Annotated in this window: 19 protein-coding genes; 11 read left to right on the top strand and 8 right to left on the bottom strand. The window is 71.0% G+C overall.

The annotated features are described in order from the left end of the window. Window positions 1-14 precede the first annotated feature (14 nt). Window positions 15-320 carry a hypothetical protein gene (locus tag HEK131_RS06830; RefSeq protein ID WP_217460468.1) on the bottom strand — a complete coding sequence of 102 codons (306 nt, stop codon included), beginning with the start codon at window positions 318-320 and terminating at the stop codon, window positions 15-17. Between the two features lie 213 nt (window positions 321-533). Here HEK131_RS06830 and HEK131_RS06825 point away from each other — a divergent pair, with 213 nt between their 5' ends. The 6 genes from HEK131_RS06825 (at window position 534) to HEK131_RS06800 (ending at window position 6,942) form a co-directional block, all read left to right on the top strand. Beyond that, window positions 534-911, top strand: coding sequence for an ArsC/Spx/MgsR family protein (locus tag HEK131_RS06825; RefSeq protein WP_244334083.1), 378 nt, complete (start codon window positions 534-536; stop codon window positions 909-911). A 95-nt stretch (window positions 912-1,006) separates the two neighbouring features. Next, complete coding sequence (locus HEK131_RS06820; RefSeq protein ID WP_244334081.1) at window positions 1,007-1,708, top strand: septal ring lytic transglycosylase RlpA family protein; 702 nt, start codon at window positions 1,007-1,009, stop codon at window positions 1,706-1,708. A gap of 351 nt (window positions 1,709-2,059) precedes the next feature. After that, the gene (glnII, locus tag HEK131_RS06815; protein WP_244334079.1) at window positions 2,060-3,091 is read left to right on the top strand and encodes a glutamine synthetase; all 1,032 of its coding nucleotides are present in this window, start codon (window positions 2,060-2,062) and stop codon (window positions 3,089-3,091) included. Window positions 3,092-3,528: 437 nt separating this feature from the next. Beyond that, on the top strand, window positions 3,529-4,131 hold the full coding sequence (locus HEK131_RS06810) for a winged helix-turn-helix domain-containing protein (RefSeq protein ID WP_244334077.1): 603 nt from the start codon (window positions 3,529-3,531) through the stop codon (window positions 4,129-4,131). Window positions 4,132-4,192: 61 nt separating this feature from the next. After that, window positions 4,193-5,239, top strand: a complete 1,047-nt coding sequence (locus HEK131_RS06805; protein WP_244334075.1) for an NAD-dependent epimerase/dehydratase family protein — start codon at window positions 4,193-4,195, stop codon at window positions 5,237-5,239. 119 nt (window positions 5,240-5,358) lie between these two features. Beyond that, window positions 5,359-6,942, top strand: a complete 1,584-nt coding sequence (locus tag HEK131_RS06800; protein ID WP_217460474.1) for a DUF1996 domain-containing protein — start codon at window positions 5,359-5,361, stop codon at window positions 6,940-6,942. A 142-nt stretch (window positions 6,943-7,084) separates the two neighbouring features. Here HEK131_RS06800 and HEK131_RS06795 read toward each other — a convergent pair whose 3' ends face one another. Continuing rightward, complete coding sequence (locus tag HEK131_RS06795) at window positions 7,085-7,495, bottom strand: hypothetical protein (RefSeq protein ID WP_217460475.1); 411 nt, start codon at window positions 7,493-7,495, stop codon at window positions 7,085-7,087. Between the two features lie 137 nt (window positions 7,496-7,632). Between HEK131_RS06795 and HEK131_RS06790 the strand changes: the two genes are divergently transcribed. From HEK131_RS06790 to HEK131_RS06770, 5 genes are all read left to right on the top strand, one after another. Then, window positions 7,633-8,139 (top strand): tetratricopeptide repeat protein, encoded by a 507-nt coding sequence (locus HEK131_RS06790; protein WP_244334074.1) that lies wholly within the window; start codon window positions 7,633-7,635, stop codon window positions 8,137-8,139. Window positions 8,140-8,208: 69 nt separating this feature from the next. Next, window positions 8,209-10,131: a hypothetical protein gene (locus HEK131_RS06785; RefSeq protein ID WP_217460477.1), complete on the top strand. Its 1,923-nt coding sequence runs from the start codon at window positions 8,209-8,211 to the stop codon at window positions 10,129-10,131. 79 nt (window positions 10,132-10,210) lie between these two features. Further along, window positions 10,211-11,113 carry a metal-dependent hydrolase gene (locus tag HEK131_RS06780; RefSeq protein ID WP_244334072.1) on the top strand — a complete coding sequence of 301 codons (903 nt, stop codon included), beginning with the start codon at window positions 10,211-10,213 and terminating at the stop codon, window positions 11,111-11,113. Further along, window positions 11,106-12,167 carry a PDR/VanB family oxidoreductase gene (locus tag HEK131_RS06775; protein ID WP_244334070.1) on the top strand — a complete coding sequence of 354 codons (1,062 nt, stop codon included), beginning with the start codon at window positions 11,106-11,108 and terminating at the stop codon, window positions 12,165-12,167. The genes HEK131_RS06780 and HEK131_RS06775 overlap by 8 nt, the downstream gene beginning before the upstream one ends. 69 nt (window positions 12,168-12,236) lie before the next feature. Next, entirely contained in the window at window positions 12,237-12,926 is a 690-nt protein-coding gene (locus HEK131_RS06770; protein ID WP_244334068.1) for a TetR/AcrR family transcriptional regulator, read from the top strand. Between the two features lie 4 nt (window positions 12,927-12,930). Here HEK131_RS06770 and pulA read toward each other — a convergent pair whose 3' ends face one another. The 6 genes from pulA to HEK131_RS06740 all read right to left on the bottom strand — a co-directional run bounded on the left by pulA (window position 12,931) and on the right by HEK131_RS06740 (window position 25,123). After that, window positions 12,931-18,324, bottom strand: a complete 5,394-nt coding sequence (gene pulA / locus HEK131_RS06765; RefSeq protein WP_244334066.1) for a pullulanase-type alpha-1,6-glucosidase — start codon at window positions 18,322-18,324, stop codon at window positions 12,931-12,933. A gap of 201 nt (window positions 18,325-18,525) precedes the next feature. Beyond that, a complete protein-coding gene (locus HEK131_RS06760; RefSeq protein WP_217460482.1) occupies window positions 18,526-19,905 on the bottom strand; it encodes an alpha-amylase in 1,380 nt (459 codons plus the stop codon). 156 nt (window positions 19,906-20,061) lie between these two features. Next, window positions 20,062-21,744, bottom strand: coding sequence for a glycoside hydrolase family 13 protein (locus HEK131_RS06755; RefSeq protein WP_244334064.1), 1,683 nt, complete (start codon window positions 21,742-21,744; stop codon window positions 20,062-20,064). 57 nt (window positions 21,745-21,801) lie between these two features. Further along, window positions 21,802-22,722, bottom strand: a complete 921-nt coding sequence (locus HEK131_RS06750) for a sugar ABC transporter permease (RefSeq protein ID WP_244334063.1) — start codon at window positions 22,720-22,722, stop codon at window positions 21,802-21,804. Between the two features lie 19 nt (window positions 22,723-22,741). After that, on the bottom strand, window positions 22,742-23,746 hold the full coding sequence (locus HEK131_RS06745; protein WP_217460485.1) for a carbohydrate ABC transporter permease: 1,005 nt from the start codon (window positions 23,744-23,746) through the stop codon (window positions 22,742-22,744). Between the two features lie 102 nt (window positions 23,747-23,848). Continuing rightward, window positions 23,849-25,123, bottom strand: a complete 1,275-nt coding sequence (locus HEK131_RS06740; RefSeq protein WP_244334061.1) for an extracellular solute-binding protein — start codon at window positions 25,121-25,123, stop codon at window positions 23,849-23,851. Between the last annotated feature and the right edge of the window lie 162 nt (window positions 25,124-25,285).

Here is a 25,285-nt window from a genome sequence, read left to right as displayed (position 1 = left end):
CCCGGCCGTGGGACTCAGTGCAGCAGGGCGCGGACCATGCGGCAGGTGGTGGCGGACGGCGGGTGGACGCCCAGCTTGTCCGCCGTGTCGCGGATCGCCTCGTCGCGGGCCTGGGCCGGGAGGTAGACGCCCGAGTCGAGCAGGGCTATGGCGAGGCGCATGGCCTTCAGGCGCCGGTTGTGCGAGACGTACCACTCACGCGGACGCCCGGCCGGCAGCGGGCGCTTCGCCGCGGGCGTGTAGGGCGAGTCGAGCGGCACGGATCGCCTGGCGGTGGACTGGGTGGGCGACGGCTTGTTCCTCAGAGCGGCAGCGGGCACGGACAACCTCCTGTGGCGAGCGGAGCACCCACCCGGGAACCCCGGCGAACACTCTCGAACACTGCCCTCAGTCTACCGCCGGGCACTGACAACGGGGAGGGCGCGCAGAAGCATGAAACTCCCAGTTGGGAACGGCAATTGGCGTGCTGTCACCTGAGTGACGCGAGGGGTGCCGGAAATTCGAACAACCCGAGCGGCGCGTACCGTACCCCCATGGAGATCTGGATCAACCCCGCCTGTTCCAAGTGCCGCAGCGCGCTCGACACGCTGGACGCCGAGGGAGCCGGGTACACCGTGCGCCGGTACCTGGAGGACGTGCCGAGCGCGGCCGAGATCCGGGAGCTGCTCGGGCGGCTCGGGCTGGAGCCGTGGGACATCACCCGGACCGGCGAGGGCGTCGCCGGGGAACTGGGACTGAGGGAGTGGGAGCGGGACCCGGAGGCGCGGGAGAGGTGGATCTCCGCGCTCGTCGAGCATCCCGTACTGATCCAGCGGCCGATCATCACCGCCGAGGACGGGACGGCGCTGGTGGCGCGGTCGGCGGAGGCGGTACGGGACGCGCTGGGGCGGGGTGGACCAACTGCCGTATGACGTAGGTCACTTACTCGACGCGTGTAACCGTTGAGACACGACGGCCGGGCCCCCCGTACATAGCGGCGTACGCTCCCCTACCCCTGGAGGCGCCGATGTCGCGCAGTAGAAGTCTCGGCACCAAGAAGAAGATCGCGCTGCTCGTCAGCGCCGCCGCGGTGGCGGGCGGTGGGGCCTTCGCGCTCGCGGCCACGTCGAACGCCGCGCAGAGCCCGCAGGACGCCAAGACCCTGTCGTCCGCGGCGGACTCGACCGCGTGCCAGGGGTTCGCCACGGCCCTCGGCAACAACCAGAAGTTCATCGAGGGCCAGAAGGCGAACCCGGACGCGCAGTCCTCGGCCCGGATCGCCAACCGTGAGGCGGTCATCGAGCAGATCAAGGTCCAGCAGAAGGCTGCGGGCTGCACCGTTGGGGAGTCGGCTCAGGACTCCCAGGCGGCGCCCGGCGGCCAGCAGGGCGCGGGCCAGCAGGCCGGTGGCGGTCAGCAGGCCGGCGGTCAGCAGAGCGCCCCGCCCGCGCAGGGCAACGGCGGTGGCGCCGCGGCCTCCGGCCAGCAGGTCTGCAACGGCTCCACCGTCACGCTCTCCGGCGAGGGCGGTGCCCCGGCCGCGTCCAGCAACCAGTTCCCGATCGGGACCACGCTGAAGGTCACCAACCTGGACAACAACAAGTCCACGACCGTCAAGGTCGCCTCGGTGTCCGGCAGTTGTGCCCTTCTCAACAACGCGGCCTTCGAGCAGGTCCGGGAGCCGGGCAAGTTCCTGATCCGCCGCGCCGTGATCGAGAAGGTGGGGTGAGGCGCCACGAGGTGAACGGAAACCGGTGAGACGACGGCCCGGACCGACGCCTGCGTCGGCTCCGGGCCGCTCCCCGGCCTCCCGGACCCGCACCGACGGGCGGGGTCCAGGAATCGCCGCCTTGCGCGCACGCCGCGCAGGAGGAACAGGCGGCGCCTCCGGACCCCGCCTTCGTCATGCGCGGGCACCGTGAGCCGCACCACAGAACCTCCAGGTAACACGGGGTTCACATTCGGGCAATGATCGGGAAATCGCCTCTTGGCACGCTGCCGGACGTATCGACGCGGCGTCCGATGCCGCGGCGTCGCGGCACCTCGTGTGCGCCCGAACCACCCCGAAGGATGTGTCCCCGTGACCTTCAAGGCCGAGTACATCTGGATCGACGGCACCCAGCCGACGGCCAAGCTCCGTTCCAAGACGAAGATCATCACGGGTGTCCCGGCCGGTCTCGACGCGCTGCCGATCTGGGGCTTCGACGGCTCCTCCACCAACCAGGCCGAGGGCCACGCCTCCGACCGCGTGCTCAAGCCGGTCTTCACCTGCCCGGACCCGATCCGCGGCGGCGACGACATCCTGGTGCTGTGCGAGGTCCTCGACATCGACATGACGCCGCACGTGTCCAACACCCGTGCCGCGCTCGCCGAGACCGAGGAGCGCTTCGGCGCCCAGGAGCCGATCTTCGGCATCGAGCAGGAGTACACCTTCTTCGACGGCACCCGTCCGCTCGGCTTCCCCGAGAACGGCTTCCCGGCCCCCCAGGGCGGCTACTACTGCGGTGTCGGCGCCGACGAGATCTTCGGCCGTGACGTCGTCGAGGCCCACCTGGACAACTGCCTCAAGGCCGGTCTCGGCATCTCCGGCATCAACGCCGAGGTCATGCCCGGCCAGTGGGAGTTCCAGGTCGGCCCGCTCGCCCCGCTGGAGGTCTCCGACCAGCTCTGGGTGGCCCGCTGGCTGCTGTACCGCACCGCCGAGGACTTCGGCGTCTCCGCGACCCTCGACCCCAAGCCGGTCAAGGGCGACTGGAACGGCGCGGGCGCGCACACCAACTTCTCCACCAAGGCGATGCGCGAGGGTTACGACGCGATCATCACCGCGTGCGAGTCGCTCGGTGAGGGCTCCAAGCCGCTGGATCACGTCAAGAACTACGGCGCCGGCATCGACGACCGCCTGACCGGCCTGCACGAGACCGCCCCGTGGAACGAGTACACCTACGGCGTCTCCGACCGCGGTGCCTCGGTCCGCATCCCGTGGCAGGTCGAGAGCGACGGCAAGGGCTACATCGAGGACCGCCGCCCCAACGCCAACGTCGACCCCTACGTGGTGACGCGCCTTCTGGTCGACACCTGCTGCGCCGCGCTGGAGAAGGCCGGCCAGGTCTGATCCCGCATCCGCCGAAGGGGCGCCCGCCGAGTCGGCGGGCGCCCCTTCGGCGTACCCCGGCCCGACAGCGGCTTTCGGCCAAGAAGGCGTCAAGGAGGCGTCCAAAGGGTGAGAGACGGCTCCTGCCCGGCACCCATGTCTGCTTCAATGGGCCCATGGTCGGCTTCCGGAACTGCGTAGCTACAGGTCGTGATGACCTGGAGCCGTTCTGGCCTTCCCGTCAGCATGACGACTTCGACCGAGTGTGTTGCCGCGCGACGAACGCGCGAGCCCTCTGAGCATCGTGGCTCCCTGAGCGCCGTACACCACCGGCCTCGCGGAAGACCCGGCCTCCGGCCAGCGCGGAACGACGAACGTCCTTTCGGCGCGCGCCCGACCACGAGTCGCGGTCGCCGCCTCGCCCGACGACACTCCTCGCGCGAAAGAGCTGACCTCTCATGGCGACCCACCGTCCTCAGTCCACCGCCACGACCCTCACCGAGCGCTCCGCCACTCCGGCCGCCGGCCCCCGGCACCGGCTGCGCGCCGTCGACCGGGACGAGGAGTGGCACCTGCCCTCCTCCGCCGTCGCGGCGACCGTGGCGGACCTGCTGCCGCCCGGCGCCACCTGGCTGCCCGCCCCGCCGCACACCCTGCCCGACCTGCCCGGCCGGCCCCCGATGGTCGGCTACCTGGTCCTGGTCCCCGCCGACCAGCGGCCCCCGTTCGCCCCGGTGGCGGTCCCCGCCCCGGCCGAGCGCACCCCGGAGCCGGTGGTGAAGATCGACGCCCAACGCCGCATCGCCCATGTCGACGGCCGCGAACTCGACCTGACCTACCTGGAGTTCGAACTGCTCGCGCACCTGGTGGCCCACCCGCACCGGGTGCACACCCGCGACCAACTGGTCACCACGGTGTGGGGATACGGCCATGTCGGCGACGGCCGTACCGTCGACGTCCACATCGCCCGGCTGCGCCGCAAGCTGGGCGCCCAGCACCGGCACGCCATCCAGACGGTGCGCCGGGTCGGCTACAAGTACACTCCCCCGACCGCCGGTTGAGCCGATCCGCTGTGAGCGGACGCGTGTGCGACCGGCGTCCGCTCAGGGCACGATCCCCGGCATGAAACTTCTCGTGCTGGGCGGAACCGAGTTCGTGGGCAGGGCCGTGGTGGAGGCCGCGCTGGAGCGTGGCTGGGAGGTGACCGCCTTCAACCGGGGCAACCGCCAACCCCCTCCGGACGTACGGTCGCTGCACGGTGACCGCACCTCCCCCGACGGCCTGGCCGCGCTCGCCGCCGACGACACCCGCTGGGACGCCGTGGTGGACACCTGGACGGGCGCGCCGAAGACCGTGCTGGAGACGTCCCGGCTGCTGAAGGACCGCGCGGAGCGGTACGCGTACATATCCACCCGCTCCGTCTACACCTGGCCCTGGCCCACCCTGGGCGGCCTCGCCGAGGACGGCCCCGTCGTGGAGGGCGCCGCCGACGCGGAGGCCACCGACTACGCGGCGAACAAGCGGGGCGGCGAGCTGGCCGCCCTGGAGGGCTTCGGCGTCGACCGCACCCTGCTGGTCCGCGCCGGACTGATCCTCGGCCCCTACGAGAACGTCGGCCGCCTCCCCTACTGGCTGACCCGGATCGCGCGGGGCGGCGAGGTGCTGGCTCCGGGGCCGCGCGAGATGCCGGTGCAGTACATCGACGCCCGCGACCTGGCCGACTGGCTGCTGGGCGCGCTGGACAAGGGGCTGAGCGGGCCGTACGACCTGGCGGGCCCGCCCGGCCACGCCACCATGGGCGAGCTGCTCGAACGGTGCCGGGAGGCGACCGGCTCGACCGCCGAGCTGTGCTGGACCGACCCGGAGGCGATCCTCGCGGCCGGGATCGAGCCGTGGACCGAGCTGCCGGTGTGGGCGCCGCCGGACGGCGAACTGTCCTGTGTGCACCGGGGGGACGTGTCGCGGGCGCTGGCCACCGGACTGACGTGCCGGCCGGTGGACGAGACGGTCGCCGACACCTGGCGCTGGCTGACCTCCATCGGCGGCCGCGTACCCGAGCGGCCGGGCCGCACGGCGCCCGGCGTCCCCGCGGACAAGGAAGCGGCGGCACTTGGGGCAAATCTCAACTCCCCCAGTTCAGAAGGCATTTCATCTGTCGAGCCGGGGTAGACCTGGGAAATATTTGTGAGACGGGTGAACACCTCTGGTGCGGCGTGCGTATGGAAGGGCGCCGCTTCACTCCTGTCGGGCGCCTCGATGCTGCCCCGCAAGGAAGTCAGAGGAGTTCCATGGGACGCAACACACGTAAACGCCGCTCGCCGCTGGCCATCAAGGTCACCGCCGCATCGGCGGCCCTAGCGCTCGGCGGGGGCGGGCTGATCTGGGCGAACTTCTACGCCTCGGCTCACGAGTCGAACGACGCGTGGGGAGGCAATCGCACCAAGGCCGCCGCCGCGCAGGTCGCCACGATCTCGTGCCCCGACGTCGGTCAGAAGCTGACCAACGTGCCGGACAAGGCCCGTACCGACGTGGCCGGTGAGCTGTCCAACCTGGACCGCCAGATCACCGAGGCGTACCAGCGCCTGGCGACCACGCGGGACGCGCAGACCCGTGACGCGAGTTTCGTGCAGAACAGCATTCTCCAGCCGCTCAAGGAGCGCCGCCAGAACATCCTGGACCGGATCAAGCTGGAGATCACCCGCGTGGGCGGCACCGCCCCGGGCGACCTGGACACCCTGGCCAACTGCACCGGCACCGCCGCCGACCAGACCAACGCCGGCGGCCAGCAGGGCGGCCAGAACAACGGCGGTCAGCAGCAGGGCGGGGGCCAGCAGCAGGGCGGCCAGAACAACGGTGGCCAGCAGCAGGGTGGCGGCCAGCAGCAGGGCGGCCAGAACAACGGCGGTCAGCAGCAGGGTGGCGGCCAGCAGGGCGGCGCCGTCGGCGGCCAGGCCGGCAACGGCCCCGTCGCGGCCGACTTCGTCGACATCACCAAGGCCCAGGCCAACGTGAAGGCGAAGCCGCGCAACGCCCGCAACGCCGCGAAGGGCACCTTCACCACCCGCTGCGGGGTGAACACCAACAAGAACCACAACACCGACAACGTGATCGTGGCGCCCGGCGTGAAGAACGGCGCGCACCACCTGCACGACTACGTCGGCAACCAGAAGATCGACGCCTTCGCCAGCAACGACACGTTCCTGCAGGGCGGTTCGAGCTGCCAGAACAAGAGCGACCTGTCGTCGTACTACTGGCCGGTCGTCCGCGTCCAGGACGGTTCGCAGGACTTCGACCAGAACAACGACGGCGGCGGCAAGGAGGGCAACGTCGGCAAGATCCTGACGCCCGTCCAGGCGCAGATCAAGTACGTCGGCAGCCCCACCGGCAAGGTCGTGGCGATGCCGCAGTTCCTGCGGATCATCACCGGTGACGCGAAGACCACCACCAACGGTCTGGCCAACGCCAACGCGCACTGGAGCTGCACCGGGTTCGAGAACAAGGTCCAGCTCACCGAGCAGTACCCGATCTGCCCGCAGGGCAGCAAGGTCGTGCGGTCCTTCGCCTTCCAGAGCTGCTGGGACGGCCAGAACGCCGACAGCGCCAACCACCGCACCCACGTCGCCTTCGCCGACGCCAACGGCGCGTGCCAGAACGGCTTCAAGGCCATTCCGCAGCTCACCATGCGGCTGGTGTACGACATCGCGCCGCCGACCATCGAGAACGGCCAGGTGAAGAACGCCTACGCCGTGGACGGTTTCCCGGAGCAGCTCCACAAGCCCTCCACCGACCACGACGACTTCATCGCCATCACGAAGAACGGTCTCGCCAACAAGATCGCCAACTGCGTGAACCGCGGCCAGAACTGCTCGTGATCGCAGGCTCGTGATCGCAGGCTCGTGATCGCATGCTCGTGATCCTCTGAAGACCCCCGTCCTCGGGGGATCACGACAGAAGGCCGGTGCCGGGAATCCCCCGTCACCGGCCTTCGCCGTGTGTGCCGTCCGGTCGTCGGCGTCAGCCACTGTGCTTCGCGCCGTGGCCGCTGTGGTCCGTGCCCACCTCGACATCGCCGCCGAGCGTGCCGCGCAGCGCGTCGACCACGCCGTCGTCGCCCACGGCGACCCACTTGCGGCCGACGAGGTAGTGACCGCCGTAGTCCTTCGCGTCGTTGATCCACTCGCGCTGACCCCGGTCGGTGGCGAAGGTGGCGAGGACGAACTTGCCGTCGGCGTTCTTGCACAGCGCCTGGCGGATCTCGTCGGCGTCGGTCTGCATGTCGGGGCGGCACTTGACCTCGGCGGCCAGGCTCTCCAGGCTGCCGGTCGCGGTGGGCGGCACCTTCTCCGCGCTGTCCTCCCCGCCCGCGCCGCAGCCCGCCAGCGTCAGCATCACGGCGCCCACGAGCACCGCGCTAGTCACCCTCATCTGTTCCTCCGGTCCTGGTGGGCCAAGCATCCCGCACAAAGCCCCCGCGAGGGGGCCCTGCCCAACGGATACGGCTGCGGACCGCTCCGCGCTCAAATCCCTTGATCGGCAAGCCGGATGCCTGGCAGGGTGGCCCGATGGACCGAGACTGGGAAGAGCGCGTGGCCGCCGCCTGGGCAGCCTTCGACACCTGGCCCGAGGACGACGCGGCCGGGTTCCGTGCCGTGATCGACAAGCTGGCCGCCGAGTTGCCCGAGGGCGACCCGCTCGCCCTGTTCGAGCGGGCCTGCGCCTTCGACTCCACCGGCCACTCGGCCGACGCGGTCGGGCTGTACCGCGCGGCACTGGACGGCGGCCTCGCCGAGGCGAACCCGTACAAGGCCCGCCGGACGAAGATCCAACTGGCCAGCTCGCTGCGGAACACCGGGCACGCGGCGCAGGGCGTGGAGCTGCTCACCCCCGAACTCGACGCACACTCGGACGAGTTGGACGACGCGGTACGCGCGTGTCTGGCGCTGTGCCTGTCCAGCCTGGGCCGGGACCGCGAGGGGCTCGCCCTGGTGCTTGGCGCGCTCGCGCCCCATCTCCCGCGCTATCAGCGGTCGATGGCCAACTACGCCCGCGCGCTGACCGATCCGGTGTGAGCCCGTAGGACCCGTCGCACGTCACCCGTGCGGCGGTGACCTACGGCCGTCTCGCTCGTTCTCCCGGATGTGCAGTCACAGGATGTAGCCCACCGTCACGCACCCGCCTCCTCCCGGACCCAGGACCCGGCCGTCGACGTCGGCCAGGCCGAGGCCGCGCTCGTCGAGCACTACCCGCGGCTGGTCCGGCTCGCCTATCTGGTGCTTCCGCCCACCCTCGGCCGGGGGCGCCGGGTCCTGACCGCACACGCCCTGGCCCAGCGCGCCCTGCCGCGCGGCCGCAAGCAGCGCGCGCTGATCCCGGCCCAGTCGACCGGCCGCGACGGCGACCCGGGCTACGCCTTCGTGCGGCTGCGGGTGCTGCGGACCGCGCTGGAGGCGTCCGGGCCGCGCAAGGGGCTGCCCAAGCTGTCCCAGCTCCCCGCCCCGCTCCCCCAGGTGTGGGGCCTCAGGCTCTTCCCGCGCTCCGGCGGCGCCGACGAACTCGCCCTGGACCAGCGGCTGTCGGCCTTGTCGGGCCCGGCCCGCGCCGCCTACGTCCTGCGCGGCCTGGAGGGGCTGGCGGACGACGACGTACGCAGGACCCTCAAGGCCGCCGGGGTCACCCGTACCGAGTCCGCGCTGGCCGAGGCGAACGGCGTGCCCGCGCAGTACGCGCTGCTCGCCTCCCCCGAGTTCGACGCCTGCTCGCTCCAGGCCCGCCCCACCGATCTGATGCGGCGCCGCCAGCACACCAAGGCGGCACTGGCCGCCGCCGCCGCGCTCGCGGTGGCCTGCGCGCTGGTCGCGCTGCCCGGCGGCGGCTGGGGCCCGGACGGCGCCGCCGCGCCCGCCTACGCCGAGAACCCGGCCGCGATGGCCGCGCTCGACCCCGGCCAGGTGCAGCGGGTGGCACCGGCCGCGTGGAAGACCTCGGCGCGCACCGACTTCTCCGTCTGGCCCGCGCGCGGCCCGCTCACCGGCGACGACGGCCTGCTGCGCCGGGCCCTGGCGGTCTGGGCCCGCCCCGGCGCCACCGTCCGCGTCTCGGCGACCCCCGGCACCTTCACCGGCGGCCCCGCCGGACCGCCCCAACTGCTGTACGCGGGCGAGGTGGACGCGGCCCGCGTGGTGATCCTCTACGACGGCCTGCGCATCGCCCGCTACGCCGAGCCGAGGAACGGCACCGAGGGCGCGGCCCTCGACTTCGCCCGCGTGGACGGCGCGTCCGGCGCCGAGGCGAGCGCGCTGGTGCTCGGCCGTTCCGACGGCAACGTCCGCTATCTGACCGCGCCCTGGGTGAAGAAGGCGGCCGAGCGGGACCTGACCAAGCCGGACTCGGCGCCGGGCGCGCTCACCCTCACCGACGGAGTCACCTCCCCGCTGGCCAGTCCGGCGCTGCGGGCGGGCGACTGCACCTCGTGGCACGTGCTCCAGCTCACGGACGGCTCCGGGACCCAGCTCTCCACCGACCTGGGCGAGCTGGTGCCCGCCCACCTCACCGCGGGCCGGCCGGGCTCGGCCGGCGAGGCGACCGGGGCCGAGGGGCTGCGCGCCTGGGCGCCGTTCGCCTGCTCGCTGGCGGCACAGCGGTCGGCCGGGGTGCGCTCGGTGAACTCCTGGGCGTTCGCCGAGCAGCCGCTGCCGGACGCGAGCGGCGACGGGGAATGGGTGTGCACGCGGGCCGAGACCTGGCGCGGCGACGGCACGGCCGCGCTGGCGCAGTTCCGCACGCCGGGCGGGCCGGCCGGGGCGGTCGTGGCCAAGGCGACGGACACCACGGCGTGCGGTCCGCGCGATCCGCAGGTGCTGGCCGGGGTGCTGTGGAAGTCGAGCGGCGGCCACTGGTACCTGCTGGCGGCGGGCAGCCGGGGCGTGACCTCGATCCGGTCGTCGGGCGGCGTCACCGCTTCCGGGCAGGGGCAGTTGCTGGTGGCCAAGGCCGAGCAGGGCGCCCAGGCCCAGTTGGCGGGCACGCTGGAGGGCGGGCGCAGGATCAGCGGACTGCGCTGACGGCCGCTTGCTGACAGCTTGCCGAACAAGGCGGTGCACAGGGGTTCTCAGACGGCTTACCCCTCAGTACATTGACGCCATGTCTAACAAGCAGGCCCGGCCGGTGGCGGCCGAGCGCATCCCGCTGAAGGCGCGCAAGGTGTCCTTCGCCTGGGAGGACACCCCGCTGCACTGGGTGCCGGGCGACCCCTTCACCACGCACACCATCAATGTGCTGCATCTGCTGCTGCCCGCCGGCGAGCGGTGGTTCGTCCATGTGTACAAGCAGGCGCTGCCGCTGATCCGGGACGAGCGACTGCGCGAGGACGTCATCGGGTTCATCGGGCAGGAGGCGATGCACTCCCAGGCCCACGACGAGGTGCTGCCGCATCTGCGCGAGCAGGGGCTCGACCCGACGCCGTACACCGCGCAGGTCGACTGGTTCTTCGAGAAGCTGCTCGGGGACCGCACGCTGCCCCCTGGCCGGGCGCGCCGCTGGTGGCTGCTGGAGCGGATCGCGGTGATCGCGGCGATCGAGCACTACACGGCGTTCCTCGGCGACTGGGTGCTCAACGCGGACGAGCTGGACCGGCGGGGCGCCGATCCGACCATGCTGGACCTGCTGCGCTGGCACGGCGCGGAGGAGGTCGAGCACCGCTCGGTCGCCTTCGACCTGTTCATGCACGTGGACGGCGACTACTGGCGCCGGGTGCGGACCTGGGCGGTGGCGTTCGCGGCGCTGATGTTCCTCTGGCAGCGCGGGGCCCGGTTCTTCATGGAGAACGACCCGACGCTGGTGGACGGCAAGGCGTCGTTCCGGGAGTTCTACACGAGCGGCCGCCGGGGCACGCTGCCCGCCACGGGCGCCCTGCTCAAGTCCATCCCGCGCTATCTCGGCCGGGCCTACCACCCGTCCCAGGAGGGCTCGACCGCGCAGGCGGTCGCCTACCTGGCCTCGTCCCCGGCGGCGCTGGCCGCGGAGAAGGCGGAGCACGATGCCTAGGCGGACCAGGTCGGCCGTCACCGCGGCGCTGCTCGTGGGCGCCGGGCTGCTGACCCGACGGGCGCTGCGGAGCCGGGTGCGCCGGTCGCCGCTGTGGCCGATGCCCGCGCTGGACCCGCCGGTCTCCGGGCGTCCCCGCTCGCGGGCGCTGCGGCTGCGGCTGACCGGCCACGAGCGGATCGCGGACGGGGTGGTGCGGCTCCGGCTGGAGGGCACCGGCCTGCCCGCCTGGGAGCCGGGCGCGCATCTGGATCTGGTGCTGCCCTCGGGGCTGGTGCGGCAGTACTCGCTGTGCGGGGACCCGGCGGACTCCTCGTCGTACGAGGTGGCGGCGCGGCTGGTGACGGACGGGCGGGGCGGTTCGCGCGAGGTGCACGAGCGGCTCACCGAGGGGATGGAGCTGGAGGTGCGCGGGCCGCGCAACCGCTTCCCGCTGGTGGGGGCGCCCGCGTACGTGTTCGTGGCCGGAGGTATCGGCATCACCCCCGTCCTGCCGATGCTGCGGGCCCTGCCCGAGGGCGCGGACGTGCGGCTGCTGTACTGCGGGCGTACGCGGGCCTCGATGCCGTTTCTGAAGGAGGCAGCGGAGCTGGTCGGGGACGGGTGCACGGTGGTGGCCGAGGACGAGGACGGGCGCCCCGACCTGGCCGCGCTGCTGACCGGGCTCCCCGAGGGCGCGGCCGTGTACTGCTGTGGTCCGCAGGGGCTGATGGCGGCGGTGGAGGGGGTGCTGCCCGAGGGGGCCACGCTGCACCTGGAGCGGTTCGCGCCGCGTACGGCGACCGGGGACGACACCGAGTTCGAGGTGGAACTGCGGCGCAGCGGGCGGACGTTGACCGTGCCGCCGGACTCGACGGTGCTGGCGGCGGTACGCCGGGAGCTGCCGGACACCCTCTACTCCTGCGAGCAGGGATTCTGCGGGACCTGTCAGCAGCGGGTGCTGGAGGGCGAGGTGGATCACCGGGACGAGTTGCTGACGGACGGGGAGCGCGCCGACTCGATGCTGATCTGCGTGTCCCGCGCCCGGGGTGAGCGCCTGGTCCTGGACATGTGAGGCGGCGCAGCGCGACCGGGGCGGAAGCGGATCGTCCAAGTGTCGTTTCCGGTCGGTAAGGTTGAGCCCATGAGTACCGGGGTTCGCCGCAGGATGGGCGTCGAGGAGCGTCGGCAGCAGTTGATCAAGGTCGCGCTCGACCTGTTCAGCCGGCGCTCGCCCGACGAGGTCTCGATCGACGAGATAGCGTCGGCCGCGGGCATCTCACGCCCGCTGGTCTACCACTACTTCCCCGGCAAACTCAGTCTGTATGAGGCCGCGTTGACGCGTGCGGCGGAGGATCTGGCGGGCCGCTTCGAGGAGCCGCACGAGGGCCCGCTCGGCGCCCGGCTGCTGCGGGTGATGGCCCGCTTCTTCGACTTCGTGGACGACCACGGACCGGGTTTCTCCGCGCTGATGCGGGGTGGTCCGGCGGTCGGTTCCTCGGCCACCAACGCGCTCATCGACTCCGTGCGCCAGGCCGCCTACGAGCAGATCCTCTCCCACCTGGGGGTCACCGAGGCGCCCGCGCGGCTGGAGCTGGTGGTGCGCTCGTGGATCTCGCTGGTGGAGTCGACGGCGCTGATCTGGCTGGACGGCCGCCGGGTCCCGCGCGAGGAGCTGGAACGCCAGCTCGTGCACGACTTCGCCGCCCTGGCCGCCGTCAGCGCCGCCTTCGACCCGGAGATGGCCGCCGTGGTGCGGGGCTTCGTGCAGGGCGAGCCGGGTGACGGTCCCTTCGCGGAACTCGCCACCCGGCTGATCTCCCTGGCCGGGTGACCCGCTAGCGGGTGAACACCGCCACGGTCCGTGCCGGGACCGTGAAGGTGCCCGAACCGGCGCTGTACGAGGCGGACTTGACCACCTCGTCGGCGCCGGACGCCTGCACGGGGTGCAGCCGGTAGTCCGTCCCGGCGAGGGCGGCCACCCGCTGCTCCTGCCGCTCGGGGGTGGCGTTGAAGACCACGACCAGGTCACCGAGCCGCATGGTGATCACGCCCGCGGTCTCGTCCTTGCCGGAGAGCGGGAAGGACAGCCGGTCCTGCACCCGCTCGGTGCTGCCGAGCGAGAAGGCGTCCTCGGTGGTGCGGATGCGCAGCAGCTCACGGTAGGCGGCCGAGGCGCCGGTGATCTGCGGGCAGCCGACCTTGACCGTGCTCAACAGGGGCTTGGCGTACGACCACTTGGACGCGTTGTCGGCCGCCGGAGGCAGCCCGCGTCCGAAGCCGTTGCCGTCGGCGCAGTTCCAGTGGATGGCGTTGAACCAGTCACCGCTGTCGAAGGAGTTGCGGTCCAGCGACTTGGAGCGCAGCAGGTCGGTGCCCGCCTGCGACAGGGCCGGGCCCTGGGAGAGCGCGGCCGTGGCCATCGCGAGGACCTGCATCCTGGCCCGGTCGGACGCGCTCGTCCCGGCCGGCAGTTTGAAGGTGAGGGCGTCGAAGAGCGACTCGTTGTCGTGGGCGTCCGCGTAGGCGAGGGCGTCGCCGGGGGCGGCCGCGTATCCGGCGGGCGAGCCGTTGTAGTCGACCCCGGCGCCGGTGACCTCCTTGCCCGCGCTGTCGGTGAAGCGGTATCCGGCGAGGTTGCCGGTCAGGCCGACCTTGATCAGGTCCTGGTAGTGCAGCAGCCTGGCCTTCTGTTCGGCCGGGGTGCCGTTGGCCGGGCTGGAGTTGGGGTCGGTGAACAGGCCGGAGGCGAAGCCCTGGACGCCGGGGTCCTCGTCGAAGGGTCCGCCGCCGCGCACCGCGTCCCGGGCCCGGTCGGAGAAGGTGGCGATGCCGGTGCCGGCCATGTTCTTCTGCGTGGCCTGGACGAAGCGGGCGTCGTCGGCGACCTCGCCGAAGTTCCAGCCCTCGCCGTAGAGGATGATCTTGCTTCCGTCGACACCGTCCTTGGCCACGGTCAGCGCGTCCAGCGCCTTGCGGACGGCCAGGATGTTGGCCTTGGGGTGGTGGCCCATGAGGTCGAAGCGGAAGCCGTCGACCTTGTACTCCCTGGCCCAGGTGACGATCGAGTCCACGACGAGCTTGCCCATCATGGCGTTCTCGGTCGCGGTGCCCGCGCAACAGGTGGAGTTGGCCACGCTGCCGTCGGCGAGGAGCCGCTGGTAATAGCCGGGCACGATCCGGTCGAGCACGGAGGTGTCCGCCTGCCCACTGGCCGCGGTGTGGTTGTAGACCACGTCCATGACGACCCGCAGCCCGTCCTGGTTGAGCGCCTGCACCATCTTCCGGAACTGCACCGTACGGGCGGTGCCGTCGGGGTCGGTGGCGTACGAGCCCTCGGGGACCGTGTAGTGGAAGGGGTCGTAGCCCCAGTTGTAGGCGTCCTTGGCGGCGGTCTTCGCCACGCACTCCTGCTGCTTGTCGGAGTCGGCCGGGAAGGAGGCCAGGTCGCAGCCGGGGGTGGCCTGGTCGGCCTTCTTCTCGGGGATAGTGGCGATGTCGAACGCGGGCAGCAGGTGCACGTAGGAGGTGCCGGCCTTCGCCAGCTCGCGCAGGTGCTTCGAGCCGTCGCTGTCCTTGTCGGTGAAGGCCAGGTAGGTGCCCTGGTCCTTCGCCGGGACGGTCTTGTCGGCCACCGAGAAGTCCCGGATGTGCAGCTCCTGGATCTGCGCGTCCTTCAGCGGCACCGCCTTGGGCTTGGTGAGGCCGGTCCAGCCCTCGGGGGCCAGCGAGCGGTCGGCGAGGTCGACGACGAGGCTGCGCTTCGAGTCGGCGGTCAGGGCGACCGAGTAGGGGTCGGTGACCGGGTTGGTGACGAGCTTGCCGACGCTGGGCGCCCACACCTTGACCACGTACCGGTAGGGCTTGCCCTTCCAGGACGCGGGGCCGGTGACGGACCAGACGCCGGTGGTGTCGTCGCGGCGCATGGGCGTCAGCGCGCCGTCCAGTTCCAGCGAGACGTCCTGGGCCGTGGGCGCCCAGACGGAGAGGGTGGGCTTGCCGCCCTGGAAGACCGGGCCGAGGCCGCTCTTCGTGGCGCCCGCGTACACGTCGTCCAGCACCCCGGCGATCTGCACCCCGGTCGCGGCCAGCACGGCTCCGCTCGCGGCGCGCTGGGAGGCGACGAGCTGGCCGGTGAGGGCCTCGCGCACCCGGTCGCGGTCGCGGGGGTCGACGGTCCAGGCGGTGTAGTCCTTCAGGTGCGGGAACTTCGCCTTCTGGGCGTCGGTGAGCGCGCCCTTGGCAAGCCGCAGCCAGCGCTCGTCGTCGCTGGTCAGGGCGGAGTCCTTGACGGCGATCGAGCCGTCGCGGGAGTAGAGGAGCTGGGTGGAGGCGGCTCCCTCGGCGCCGTTCCAGGCGAGGGTGTCCCGGTCGATCCAGACCGCCTTGGCGGTGGTCAGGTCGAGCGCGGCCGCGCTGCCCTTGGGCTGCGGGAGCAGGTACTTCTCCTGCCCGCTCAACAGCCACACCTCGTGGCCGTCCGCCTTGAGGTCGAGGGACCGGTCGGTGGGCAGGTCCTTCTCGTCGCCCTTGTGCAGGATGTAGCTGAGACTGGTGGCACCCTCGGTGAGCGGTACCTCGAAGACCGCGCCATAGGCGTCAGTCTTCACCGGCTGAAGGGGCTTCGACCAGTCGGTGGGGTTGGCGGCACCCGTCCAGGTGTGCAGGCCCCAGCCGTCGTAGTTCCCGTCCGCGCGGTGGTAGTGGAGCACGGCCTTGCCCTGATCCTCGGCCGGATACTCGGGGCGCTCGGTCTGCGTCTCGGGCTTGCCCTGCTCGATCCAGACCTCACCCGTCTTCGTGACGTCGATGGTCCGGTCGGTGGAGACGTCCTTGTCGCCGTCCTTGTCGATGACGAGGAAGCCGACGTTCGAGGCGCCCGGCTTGAGCTTGACGTAGGCGAAGGCGCCGTAGGCGTCGCGGCCGGTGAAGGGGTGGCTGGCCGGCCACTGGGTGGCCTCGCCGTCCGCGAGGTCGCCCCAGGCGTACAGGCCCCAGTTCGCGTAGTCGCCGTCGGCCCGCTTGTAGTGCACCACCGCGTAGTCGCGGGAGGCGGCCGTGGGCGGCTCGGGGGCGGGCGCGGTGCCGGTCGTGCTGGTCGCCAGGGCGCTCGCGGTGCGGCCCGCGGAGTCGATCGCCACGGCCTTGTAGCGCAGCGCGGTCCCCGCGGGGACGCCCTTGCCGACGGCCTGGGTGACCTTGTACGGGGCGTGGTCGGCCGAACCCAGCGTCTTCCAGGGCCCGTTGCCGACCTGGGCGGCGAAGACGACCCGGTTCAGCCCGCCGCCGGGCACATCGGCGCCGACCTCCACCGTGCCGGTGGCTCCGGCGGCCGGGGCGGTCAGGGTGAGCGTGGGCTCGGCGGCGGGGGCGGCGAGGCGGCCGGTGGCCTTGTACACGACGGCGGTCCCGGCCGGGACGGTGAGGCCGAGCTTGCGCCCGGCGTCCGACTTCACCGTGCGGCCGGCTCCGTAGATGCCCTGGTACGCCATGCGGGCGGAGCCGGTCGGGAAGGACACGGTCTGCGCGGTGGCGGCGTTGTTGAGGGCGACGACGTACTCGGCGCCGGTGCGCGCGTCGGTGCGGGTGAAGGCGTAGACACCGGCGCCGTCGGCCGCGTAGCGCTCGGTCTGCACGCCGTCTGTCAGGGCCGGGTTGGCCTTGCGGAGCTTCGCCAGGGCCGCGATGTCCTTGTACAGCGGGGCGGCGGTGTCGTAGGCGTCGCGGGCGTGGGTGCGGGCGGTGCCGATCTCGTCGTCCAGGTAGTCGGCGACCTTGGAGGCGAACATGGTCTGGCGGGCGTCCTTGTCGCCACCGGAGCCGGTGAAGCCCTGTTCGTCGCCGTAGTAGACGACCGGGTTGCCCCGGCCGAGGAACATGAGCTGGTTGGCGAGGCGGTCCTTGCGCAGGATCTCGGCGTCGGACGCCTTCGGGTCGTCCTGCTTCAGGAAGTACCCGATGCGGCCCATGTCGTGGTTGCCGAGGAAGGTCACCTGCTCGTAGGCGTTGGCCCTGTCGGTCGTGTACTTGTAGTCGTCCCCGAAGACCCCGGCGAGCTTCTTCGCGCTGCCGCCCTGGGAGGCGTAGGCGCGGGCGGCGTCCTGGAAGGGGAAGTCGAGGGTGGCGTCCAGGCGGCCCTGGGTGACGTACGGGGAGGTCACCGAGGTGTCGGCGGAGTAGACCTCGCCGAACATGAAGAAGTTCTTCCGCCCGTGCGCGGCCGCGTAGCGGTCCAGCGCGGTGGCCCACTGGGTCCAGAAGCCCATGTTCACGTGCTTGACGGTGTCGATGCGGAAGCCGTCGACGGCGAAGTCCCGCACCCAGCGCTGGTAGATCCTCTCCATGCCGCTGACGACCTCGGGACGCTCGGTCCACAGGTCGTCCAGGCCGGAGAAGTCGCCGTACTCGGCGGACTCGCCCGCGAAGGTGGAGTCACCCCGGTTGTGGTACATCGCCGGGTCGTTCAGCCAGGCCGGGACCTTGTCGCGGCTGCGCACGGCCGGGGTGCGCGGGAAGGACGAGGCGTCGACGGCCGGGAACTTCTTGCGGCCGTCCGCGTAGTCGGCGTCGTCGAAGGGGCGGCCGTCCTCGGTCAGGTACGGGAAGGCGCCCTTGGAGAGGTAGTCGTAGGACTTCTCGCGGTAGTCGACGAGGTCGGCGGTGTGGTTGGTGATGACGTCGAAGAAGACCTTCATGCCCTTGGCGTGTGCCTTGGCGATCAGGCCCTTCAGGTCGGCGTTGGTGCCGAAGTGCGGGTCGACCTGGGTGAAGTCGGTGATCCAGTAACCGTGGTAGCCGGCCGAGGCGTCGGCGCCGGTGCCCTGCACGGGGCGGTTCTTGAAGATCGGGGCGAGCCAGATGGCGGTCGTGCCGAGGCCCTTGATGTAGTCGAGCCGCTGGGTGAGGCCCTTGAGGTCGCCGCCCTGGTAGAAGCCCTTGTCGGTGGGGTCGTAGCCGGTGCTCAGCCGCGAACCGGTGAGCCCGCCGCGGTCGTTGGAGCGGTCGCCGTTGGCGAAACGATCCGGCATGACGAAGTAGAACTGCTCGCGCGTGTCGTCGTGCCGGGCGGGCTCGGCGGCGAGGCGGGCGTCGGAGGGCGGTGCCGGCGGGCTCGCCGCGTGGGCGGACAGGGGCGTCACCAGGGTGGCGGCGAGGGCTGCGGCGGCTACGGCCGCCGCCCGGCGCCGGTAGGGGGTGCGGCGCGTCCCGCGCGCCTGCCAGATCGGTCTCACGGCACAAACTCCTTGCGCTCACGGCTCGTTCGAGTCCGGCCAGAGGCACGGCTTCGCTGCCGGACGCGGCGTGACCGTACCGCCGCCGAAAGCCTTGCAGCAAGACTTGTGAAACATGAAGAAAGAAATTTCAGCGTTGAACGAGGGACGAACCGCCCGTATACGACGGACGGTTCGTCGGGAGGTGCCTCGAGGGGAGCGTCAGCAGCTCGACTTGCCCGCGTACAGGGCGAGGGCGGTGTTGGCGCCGAGGGTCGCGGTGAACTGGCCGCCGGAGTTCACCGACACCGTGGTGTTGTTCTGGACGTTGCAGTACGTGCCCGCCGCGAGCGAGGTCTGGTAGGTGCGGGACAGTGACGAGGACTCGTGGTTGATGGCCACGAAGCCCTTGCTGCCGCGCCCGAAGGCGATGGCGTCGTTGCCGTCGTCCCACCAGTTGGTGACGGCCTGGCCGCGGGTGGCGTTGCGGAAGGCGACCATGGACCTGATCTCCGGCCAGGCGTGCTGGCACTTCCAGCCGTCCTGCCAGCAGGCGTTGACCTTGCCCCCGTTGGGCGGGCCGGCGTCCGCGTCGGACCACTCGTAGCCGGAGTTGATGTCCGGGGTGCCGTACGGGTAGGCCAGCATGAAGACGTTGGCCAGCGTGTAGTTGGCGCCGTCCTTGTAGTTGAGGGTGCTGCCGTTGCGCTCGGTGTCGTGGTTGTCGACGAAGACCCCGGCGACCGAGCTGCTCATGTACCCCCAGCCCTCACCGTAGTTCTTCAGGTAGGCCAGGTTCTCGCTGTTGAACACCCGCTTGAGGTCGTAGGCGTAGCGGAACTCCTGGACGTCGCCGGTGCCCGTGTACTCGGTGGGCTGGACGGCCTCGCCCGCGCCGTAGATGGCCTCCTGCTTCCAGTACACCGACGGGTTGGTCAGCCGGGACTTGATGTTGGCCAGGTCGGCCTTGTCGATGTGCTTGGCCGCGTCGACGCGGAAGCCGTCGACGCCCAGCGAGAGCAGGTCGTTCATGTACCCGGCGATGGCCTTGCGGACGTACTCCTCGCCGGTGTCCAGGTCGGCCAGGCCCACCAGTTCGCAGTGCTGGACGTTCCAGCGGTCCTGGTAGTTGCTGATCTGCGCGGTGCAGTCGTCGAAGTCGGGGGACGAGTACAGGCCGGGGTAGTTGTACTTCGTGTACGACGAGCCGCCGGTGCCGGTGCCGCTGCCCGCCGCCATGTGGTTGATCACGGTGTCGGTGACGACCTTGACCCCGGCCGAGTGACACGTGTCGACCATGCTCTTGAAGGCCGTGCGGTCGCCGAGCCGGCCGGCGATCTTGTACGAGACGGGCTGGTAGGAGGTCCACCACTGCGAGCCCTGTATGTGCTCGGCGGGCGGGGAGACCTGCACGTAGCCGTAGCCGGCCGGGCCGAGGGTGGTGGTGCACTCGCGGGCCACGGAGGCGAAGTTCCACTCGAAGAGGACGGCGGTGACGTCCTTGGTGCCGGGCGGGGCGGCCTGGGCCGGAGTAGTCGGGTACATGCCAACCGTGACCGCTGCCGCGAGGGCGAGCGCCACGGTGAGGGTTCTGCGTGCCATGTGGGGGTTCCTTCGTCGTTGAAGGCGTTGGTTCGTTGGTTCGTCGAACGCATGAAGCGGCTTGCTGAAATGTTTCAGCAAACTTGCGGTGACGCAGATGTTAAAGGCCCGCCACCTGAAAAGGCAGCGGGCCGTGGGAAGTTGATGCAAGAACTTTCAGGCGGTGGTCCACCAGACCGTGGTGTCGGCCGGGATCTCGGCCCCGTCGGCGCTCTCGGTGATCTCCCCGCTGGCGAGCAGCACCCGCCCGTGAGCCGGGACGGTGACCGGCTCGCCGGTGGTGTTGGCGACGCAGGTGACCTCCCCGCGCCGGAAGACGAGGACGCCCTCGGGGGCGGGCAGCCACTCGACGGCCGAGCCCGCGCCGAGCGAGGGCTGATCACGCCGGGCGGCGAGCGCGGCCCGGTACAGCTCCAGCGTCGAACCCGCCACGCCGGTCTGCGCCTCCACGCTCAGCTCGCCCCAGCCCGCCGGCTGCGGCAGCCAACTGCCCCCGACCCCGAAGCCGTACGACGAACCCTCGCTGGTCCAGGGGATCGGCACCCGGCAGCCGTCGCGGAAGCCGTCCTGGCCCTCGCCCCGGAAGTAGGCGGGGTCCTGGCGCACCTCGTCGGGCAGGTCGACCACGTCGGGCAGGCCCAGTTCCTCGCCCTGGTAGAGGTAGGCGGAGCCGGGCAGCGCCAGCATCAGCAGGGTGGCGGCGCGGGCCCGGCGCAGGCCGAGGGCGCGGTCTCCGGCGGTGCGGATCTGGGTGCCGAGGCCGGGCGGGTTGGCGAAGCGGGTGGCGTGCCGGGTGACGTCGTGGTTGGAGAGCACCCAGGTGGCCGGGGCGTCGACCGGGCGCATCGCGGCGAGCGTGCGGTCGATGACCTCACGCAACTGCTCCGCGTCCCAGTCGGTGCCGAGGTACTGGAAGTTGAACGCCTGGTGCAGCTCGTCGGGGCGGACATAGTTGGCGGTGCGCTCGATGGTCGGCGTCCACGCCTCCGCTACGAAGATCCTCTCCCCCGCGTACTCGTCCAGCACGGTCCGCCACTGCCGGTAGACCTCGTGGACGCCCTCCTGGTCGAAGAACGGCATCACGTCGTTGCCCAGCAGCTTGAGCTGGTCGTGGGCGCCGAGGTCGGGCAGACCCTCGGCCTTCACCAGACCGTGGGCCACGTCGATGCGGAAGCCGTCGACCCCCATGTCCAGCCAGAACCGCAGGATCGAGCGGAACTCGTCGCCCACGGCCGGGTGTTCCCAGTTGAAGTCGGGCTGCTCCGGCGCGAAGAGGTGCAGGTACCACTCGCCGGGCGTGCCGTCGGGCTCGGTGACCCGGGTCCAGGCGGGGCCGCCGAAGATGGACTCCCAGTCGTTGGGCGGGAGTTCGCCCTTCTTCCCCTTGCCGGGGCGGAAGTGGTAGCGCTCGCGCAGCGGCGAGCCGGGGCCCTCGGCGAGCGCCCGCTTGAACCACTCGTGCTGGTCGGAGGAGTGGTTGGGCACGAGGTCCACGATGATCCGCAGGGACAGCTCATGGGCGTCGCGGATGAGCGCGTCGGCGTCCAGCAGGTTGCCGAACATGGGGTCGACGGCACGGTAGTCGGCCACGTCGTAGCCGGCGTCGGCCTGCGGGGAGGCGTAGAACGGGCTGAGCCAGACGGCGTCCACGCCGAGGTCGCGCAGGTAGGGCAGTCTGGCGCGCACGCCCTCCAGGTCGCCCATGCCGTCGCCGTTGGAGTCGGCGAAGCTGCGCGGATAGACCTGGTAGATCACCGCGCCGCGCCACCAGTCGCGGTGCTGGGCGGCGGGGGCGACGGCGGTTTCGTCGGCCGGGGCTGCGAGATGCTGCTGGCTCATGGCGTCCTTGGTGCGTGACGAGGTTCGGTTCGTGTCAGACGTGGGTGCGGCGGGGCGTCAGCCCTTGGTGCCGCCCGCGGTGAGGCCGGTGACGAGGTTCTTCTGCACGAGATAGAAGAACACGGACACGGGTATCGCGATCAGCACCGCGGTGGCGGCCATGTAGTTCCACTGCGCGTCGTGCTCGCTGACGAAGGTCTGCAGGCCCACCGCGAAGGTGTACTTGGAGTCGTCCAGCATGAAGGTCGTGGCGAAGGCGACCTCGCCGACCGCCGTGATGAAGTTGTAGAACGCGGCGACGGCCAGGCCCGGGCGGGCCAGCGGCAGGATCAGCCGGAAGAAGGTGCCGAACGGGGTGAGCCCGTCCACCCGGCCCGCCTCGTCGATCTCGAAGGGGATGGTGTCGAAATACCCCTTGAGCAGCCACGCGCTGTACGGCACGGCGGTGGAGCAGTTGATCAGGATCAGCGCCCAGTAGGTGTCGATCAGGCCCAGCTCGCCGAAGATCTCGTACATCGGCACGATCAGGATGGCGATCGGGAACGCCTGGGTGAGCAGCAGGACCCACATCAGCGGCTTGTAGCCGGGGAAGCGCATCCGGGAGACGGCGTAGCCGGTGGTGGCGGCGACGAAGACACCGATGAAGGTGGTGCCGAGCGCCACGATCATCGTCGACTTGAACCAGTCGAAGAAGCCGGTGTGCTGGAGCACGAAGGCGTAGTTGCCGAAGCCGGCCCGGCCGAAGATGCGGCCCGGGTGCAGGTAGTCGTCCTTCTCCGACCCGAGGGACAGGAAGAACAGCCAGGCCACCGGGACCAGCGCGATCAGGCTGGCCAGGACCAGGCCGCCGTGGAGCAGGGCGGTGCCCAGCGGGCCGAGCTCACCGCGCCGGCGGGACGCGCGGGGCCGGGGGGCGGCCGGGGCCTCGGCGGTGAGCGGGCGTCCCGGAGCTGTCTCGGGGGGTGTCGTGGTGCTCATGGCGGCGGCTCCTGCGGCGTCAGACGGCGAGCTGGTCATTGCGCTTCAGCCAGCGGAAGTAGAAGGAGGTGAAGACGGTCAGGATCGACAGCAGCAGTACGCCGTACGCGGCGGACTGGGCGAAGTCGCGCGGCTGCTGCCCGAAGCCGAGGAAGTAGGCCCAGGTGACGAGGATCTGGGCGTCCGGGGCGCCGGTGGGGCCGAACAGCAGGAAGATGATGGCGAACTGGTTGAAGGTCCAGATCACGCCGAGCAGGACCACGGTGGAGCTGACCGAGCGCAGACCGGGCAGGGTGACGTGCCGGAAGCGCTGCCAGGCGCTCGCGCCGTCCATCTCGGCGGCCTCGTACAGCGAGGAGTCGATGGACTGGAGCCCGCCGAGCAGCGAGAGCATCATGAACGGCACACCGCACCAGGTGTTGACCATGATGGCGGCGAACCGCTGCCAGAAGGTGTCCTCCAGCCAGGCCGGCTGGGGCAGGTGGAGGGCGCCGAGGACCTGGTTGAGCACGCCGGAGTCGGCCAGCATGATGCGCCAGGAGAAGACGGTGACGAAGGTCGGCACGGCCCAGGGCAGGACGAGCAGCAGCCGGTAGACCGTGCGGCCGCGCAGCTTCTGGTCGAGCATCATCGCGAGGCCCAGGCCGATGACGTAGTGCAGGGTGACGCAGGCGGCGGTCCAGAAGACGGTCCACAGGAAGTGCGACCAGAAGCGGTCGTAGGCCGTGGGGCCGAAGAGGATGTCCTGGTAGTTGTCCAGCCCGATGAACTTGTAGGTGGCCTCGATGTGGTTGACGCCGATGGTGCGCGCCGAGTTGAGGCTGTTGGCGTCGGTGAGGGTGAGGTAGACACCCCGCACCAGCGGGTAGCCCACGAGGACGCCGAGCACGACGACCACGGGCGCGATCATCGCGTAGGCGTACCAGTACCTCTGGTAGCCGTTCTTCAGGCGCTGCCCGAGACCGGGGCGGGGCGGCCGCTCATCGCGGCGCTCGCCGGTCGCGCGGTCGATGGCGACTGTCATGGTGCGACACCTTCTACGAGTTCGGGGGCGGACTGGTCGTAGGCCGGTGGCCGCCGGGTTCCCCCATCCCCCACGGCGGGGGAACCCGGCGGCCACACGGGCTCACTTGCTGAAGTCGGGCACCAGCTTGGCGATGGCCAGCTCGGCGTTGCCCAGGCCCTTGTCCAGCGGCTCCTTGCCCCCGGCCACCTTGGGCAGCTCGGTGTCCAGCGGACCCCACAGGGAGCTGTACTCCGGCAGCGCCGGGCGGGGCTGGGCGGCGGAGAGGACGCCCTGGTAACCGGCGATGCCCGGGTCGCCCTTGACCTTGGCGGTGTAGGCGTCGCCGCGGGTCGGCAGCGTGGAGTTCTTCAGCGCGATGGCCTCCTGGGACTTGGCCGAGGTCATGAAGTTCACGAACTTCAGCGCCGCGTCCTGGTGGGCCTTGTCCGAGCCGGCGTAGACCGAGAGGTTGTGGCCGCCGGTCGGGGCGCCCGCCTTGCCCGCGGAGCCGGCCGGGACGGTGGCGATGCCGAGGTTGGACTTGTCCTTGAAGGCCGAGCCCTTGTAGAAGTTCGTGATCTCCCAGGGGCCCTGGATGATCGAGGCGACCTTGCCGTTGACGAACGCGTCCTGGATGTGGGCGTAGGCGTCCGCGGTGGTGTCGGCCTTGTGCAGGCCCTTGCCGGAGAACGTGCTCTGCCAGGTGCCGTACGCCTTCTTCGCCGGGGCGGAGGCGACGGTGACCTTCTTGGCCGAGGCGTCGACGGTGTCGGTGCCCTCGCCGTACAGGAAGCACTGGGCGTAGTACGCCTGGGTGGAGCCCCAGTAGCCGTCGACCTTCGCCTTGTCCTTGACCTTGGCGGCGTCGGCCTTCAGCTCGTCCCAGGTCTTGGGGGCCTCGGTGATGCCGGCCTTCTTGAACAGGGCCTTGTTGTAGACGAAGGCGAGGGTGTCGGTGACCAGCGGCACGCCGTAGGTCTTGCCCTCGTACTGGGCCTGCTTGATCAGGTTGGGCTCGAACTTGTCCTGCTCGGCGAGGGCGTCGGTGCCGTCCAGCGGCAGGAAGAAGCCCTTCTTGGCGAAGGCCGGGGTCCAGCCGACCTCGGAACGCAGGATGTCCGGGGCGCCCTTGGAGCCGGCGGCGGTGTCGAACTTGTTCTGCGCCTGGTCGAAGGGCACGTTGACGTACTTGACCTTGATGTTCTTGTTGGCGGCCTGGAACTGCTCGACCAGGGCCTTGTACGTCGGCGCCTCATTGGTGGCGTTGGAGGTGTCCCACCAGGTGAGGGTCACCGGGCCGTCCGCCTTGCCGTCGCCGTCGTCGCTCCCGCCGCACGCCGTCGCCGTGAGGGCGAGGGACGCCACGAGCGCGGAGGCCGCTATGCCACGCCGCATGAGTTCTCCTTGAGGGTGAAAAGCCCGAGTTTGCAGGGGCGGCCCCGTCTGCCGCCTCCTGCGACTTGCCGACTGCGCCATTGCCGCGGCCGGGCGACTGGGAACGTAACAGCGTTGTAAGCGCCGCGAAAGACCTTGCAGAAAAAAAGTGCAAGAAGACGG

The organism is Streptomyces seoulensis (genome assembly GCF_022846655.1).
Lineage (GTDB): Bacteria > Actinomycetota > Actinomycetes > Streptomycetales > Streptomycetaceae > Streptomyces.
The sequence above is the reverse complement of the archived record's forward strand: the minus strand, read 5'-3'. Positions and strand labels throughout refer to the sequence as shown.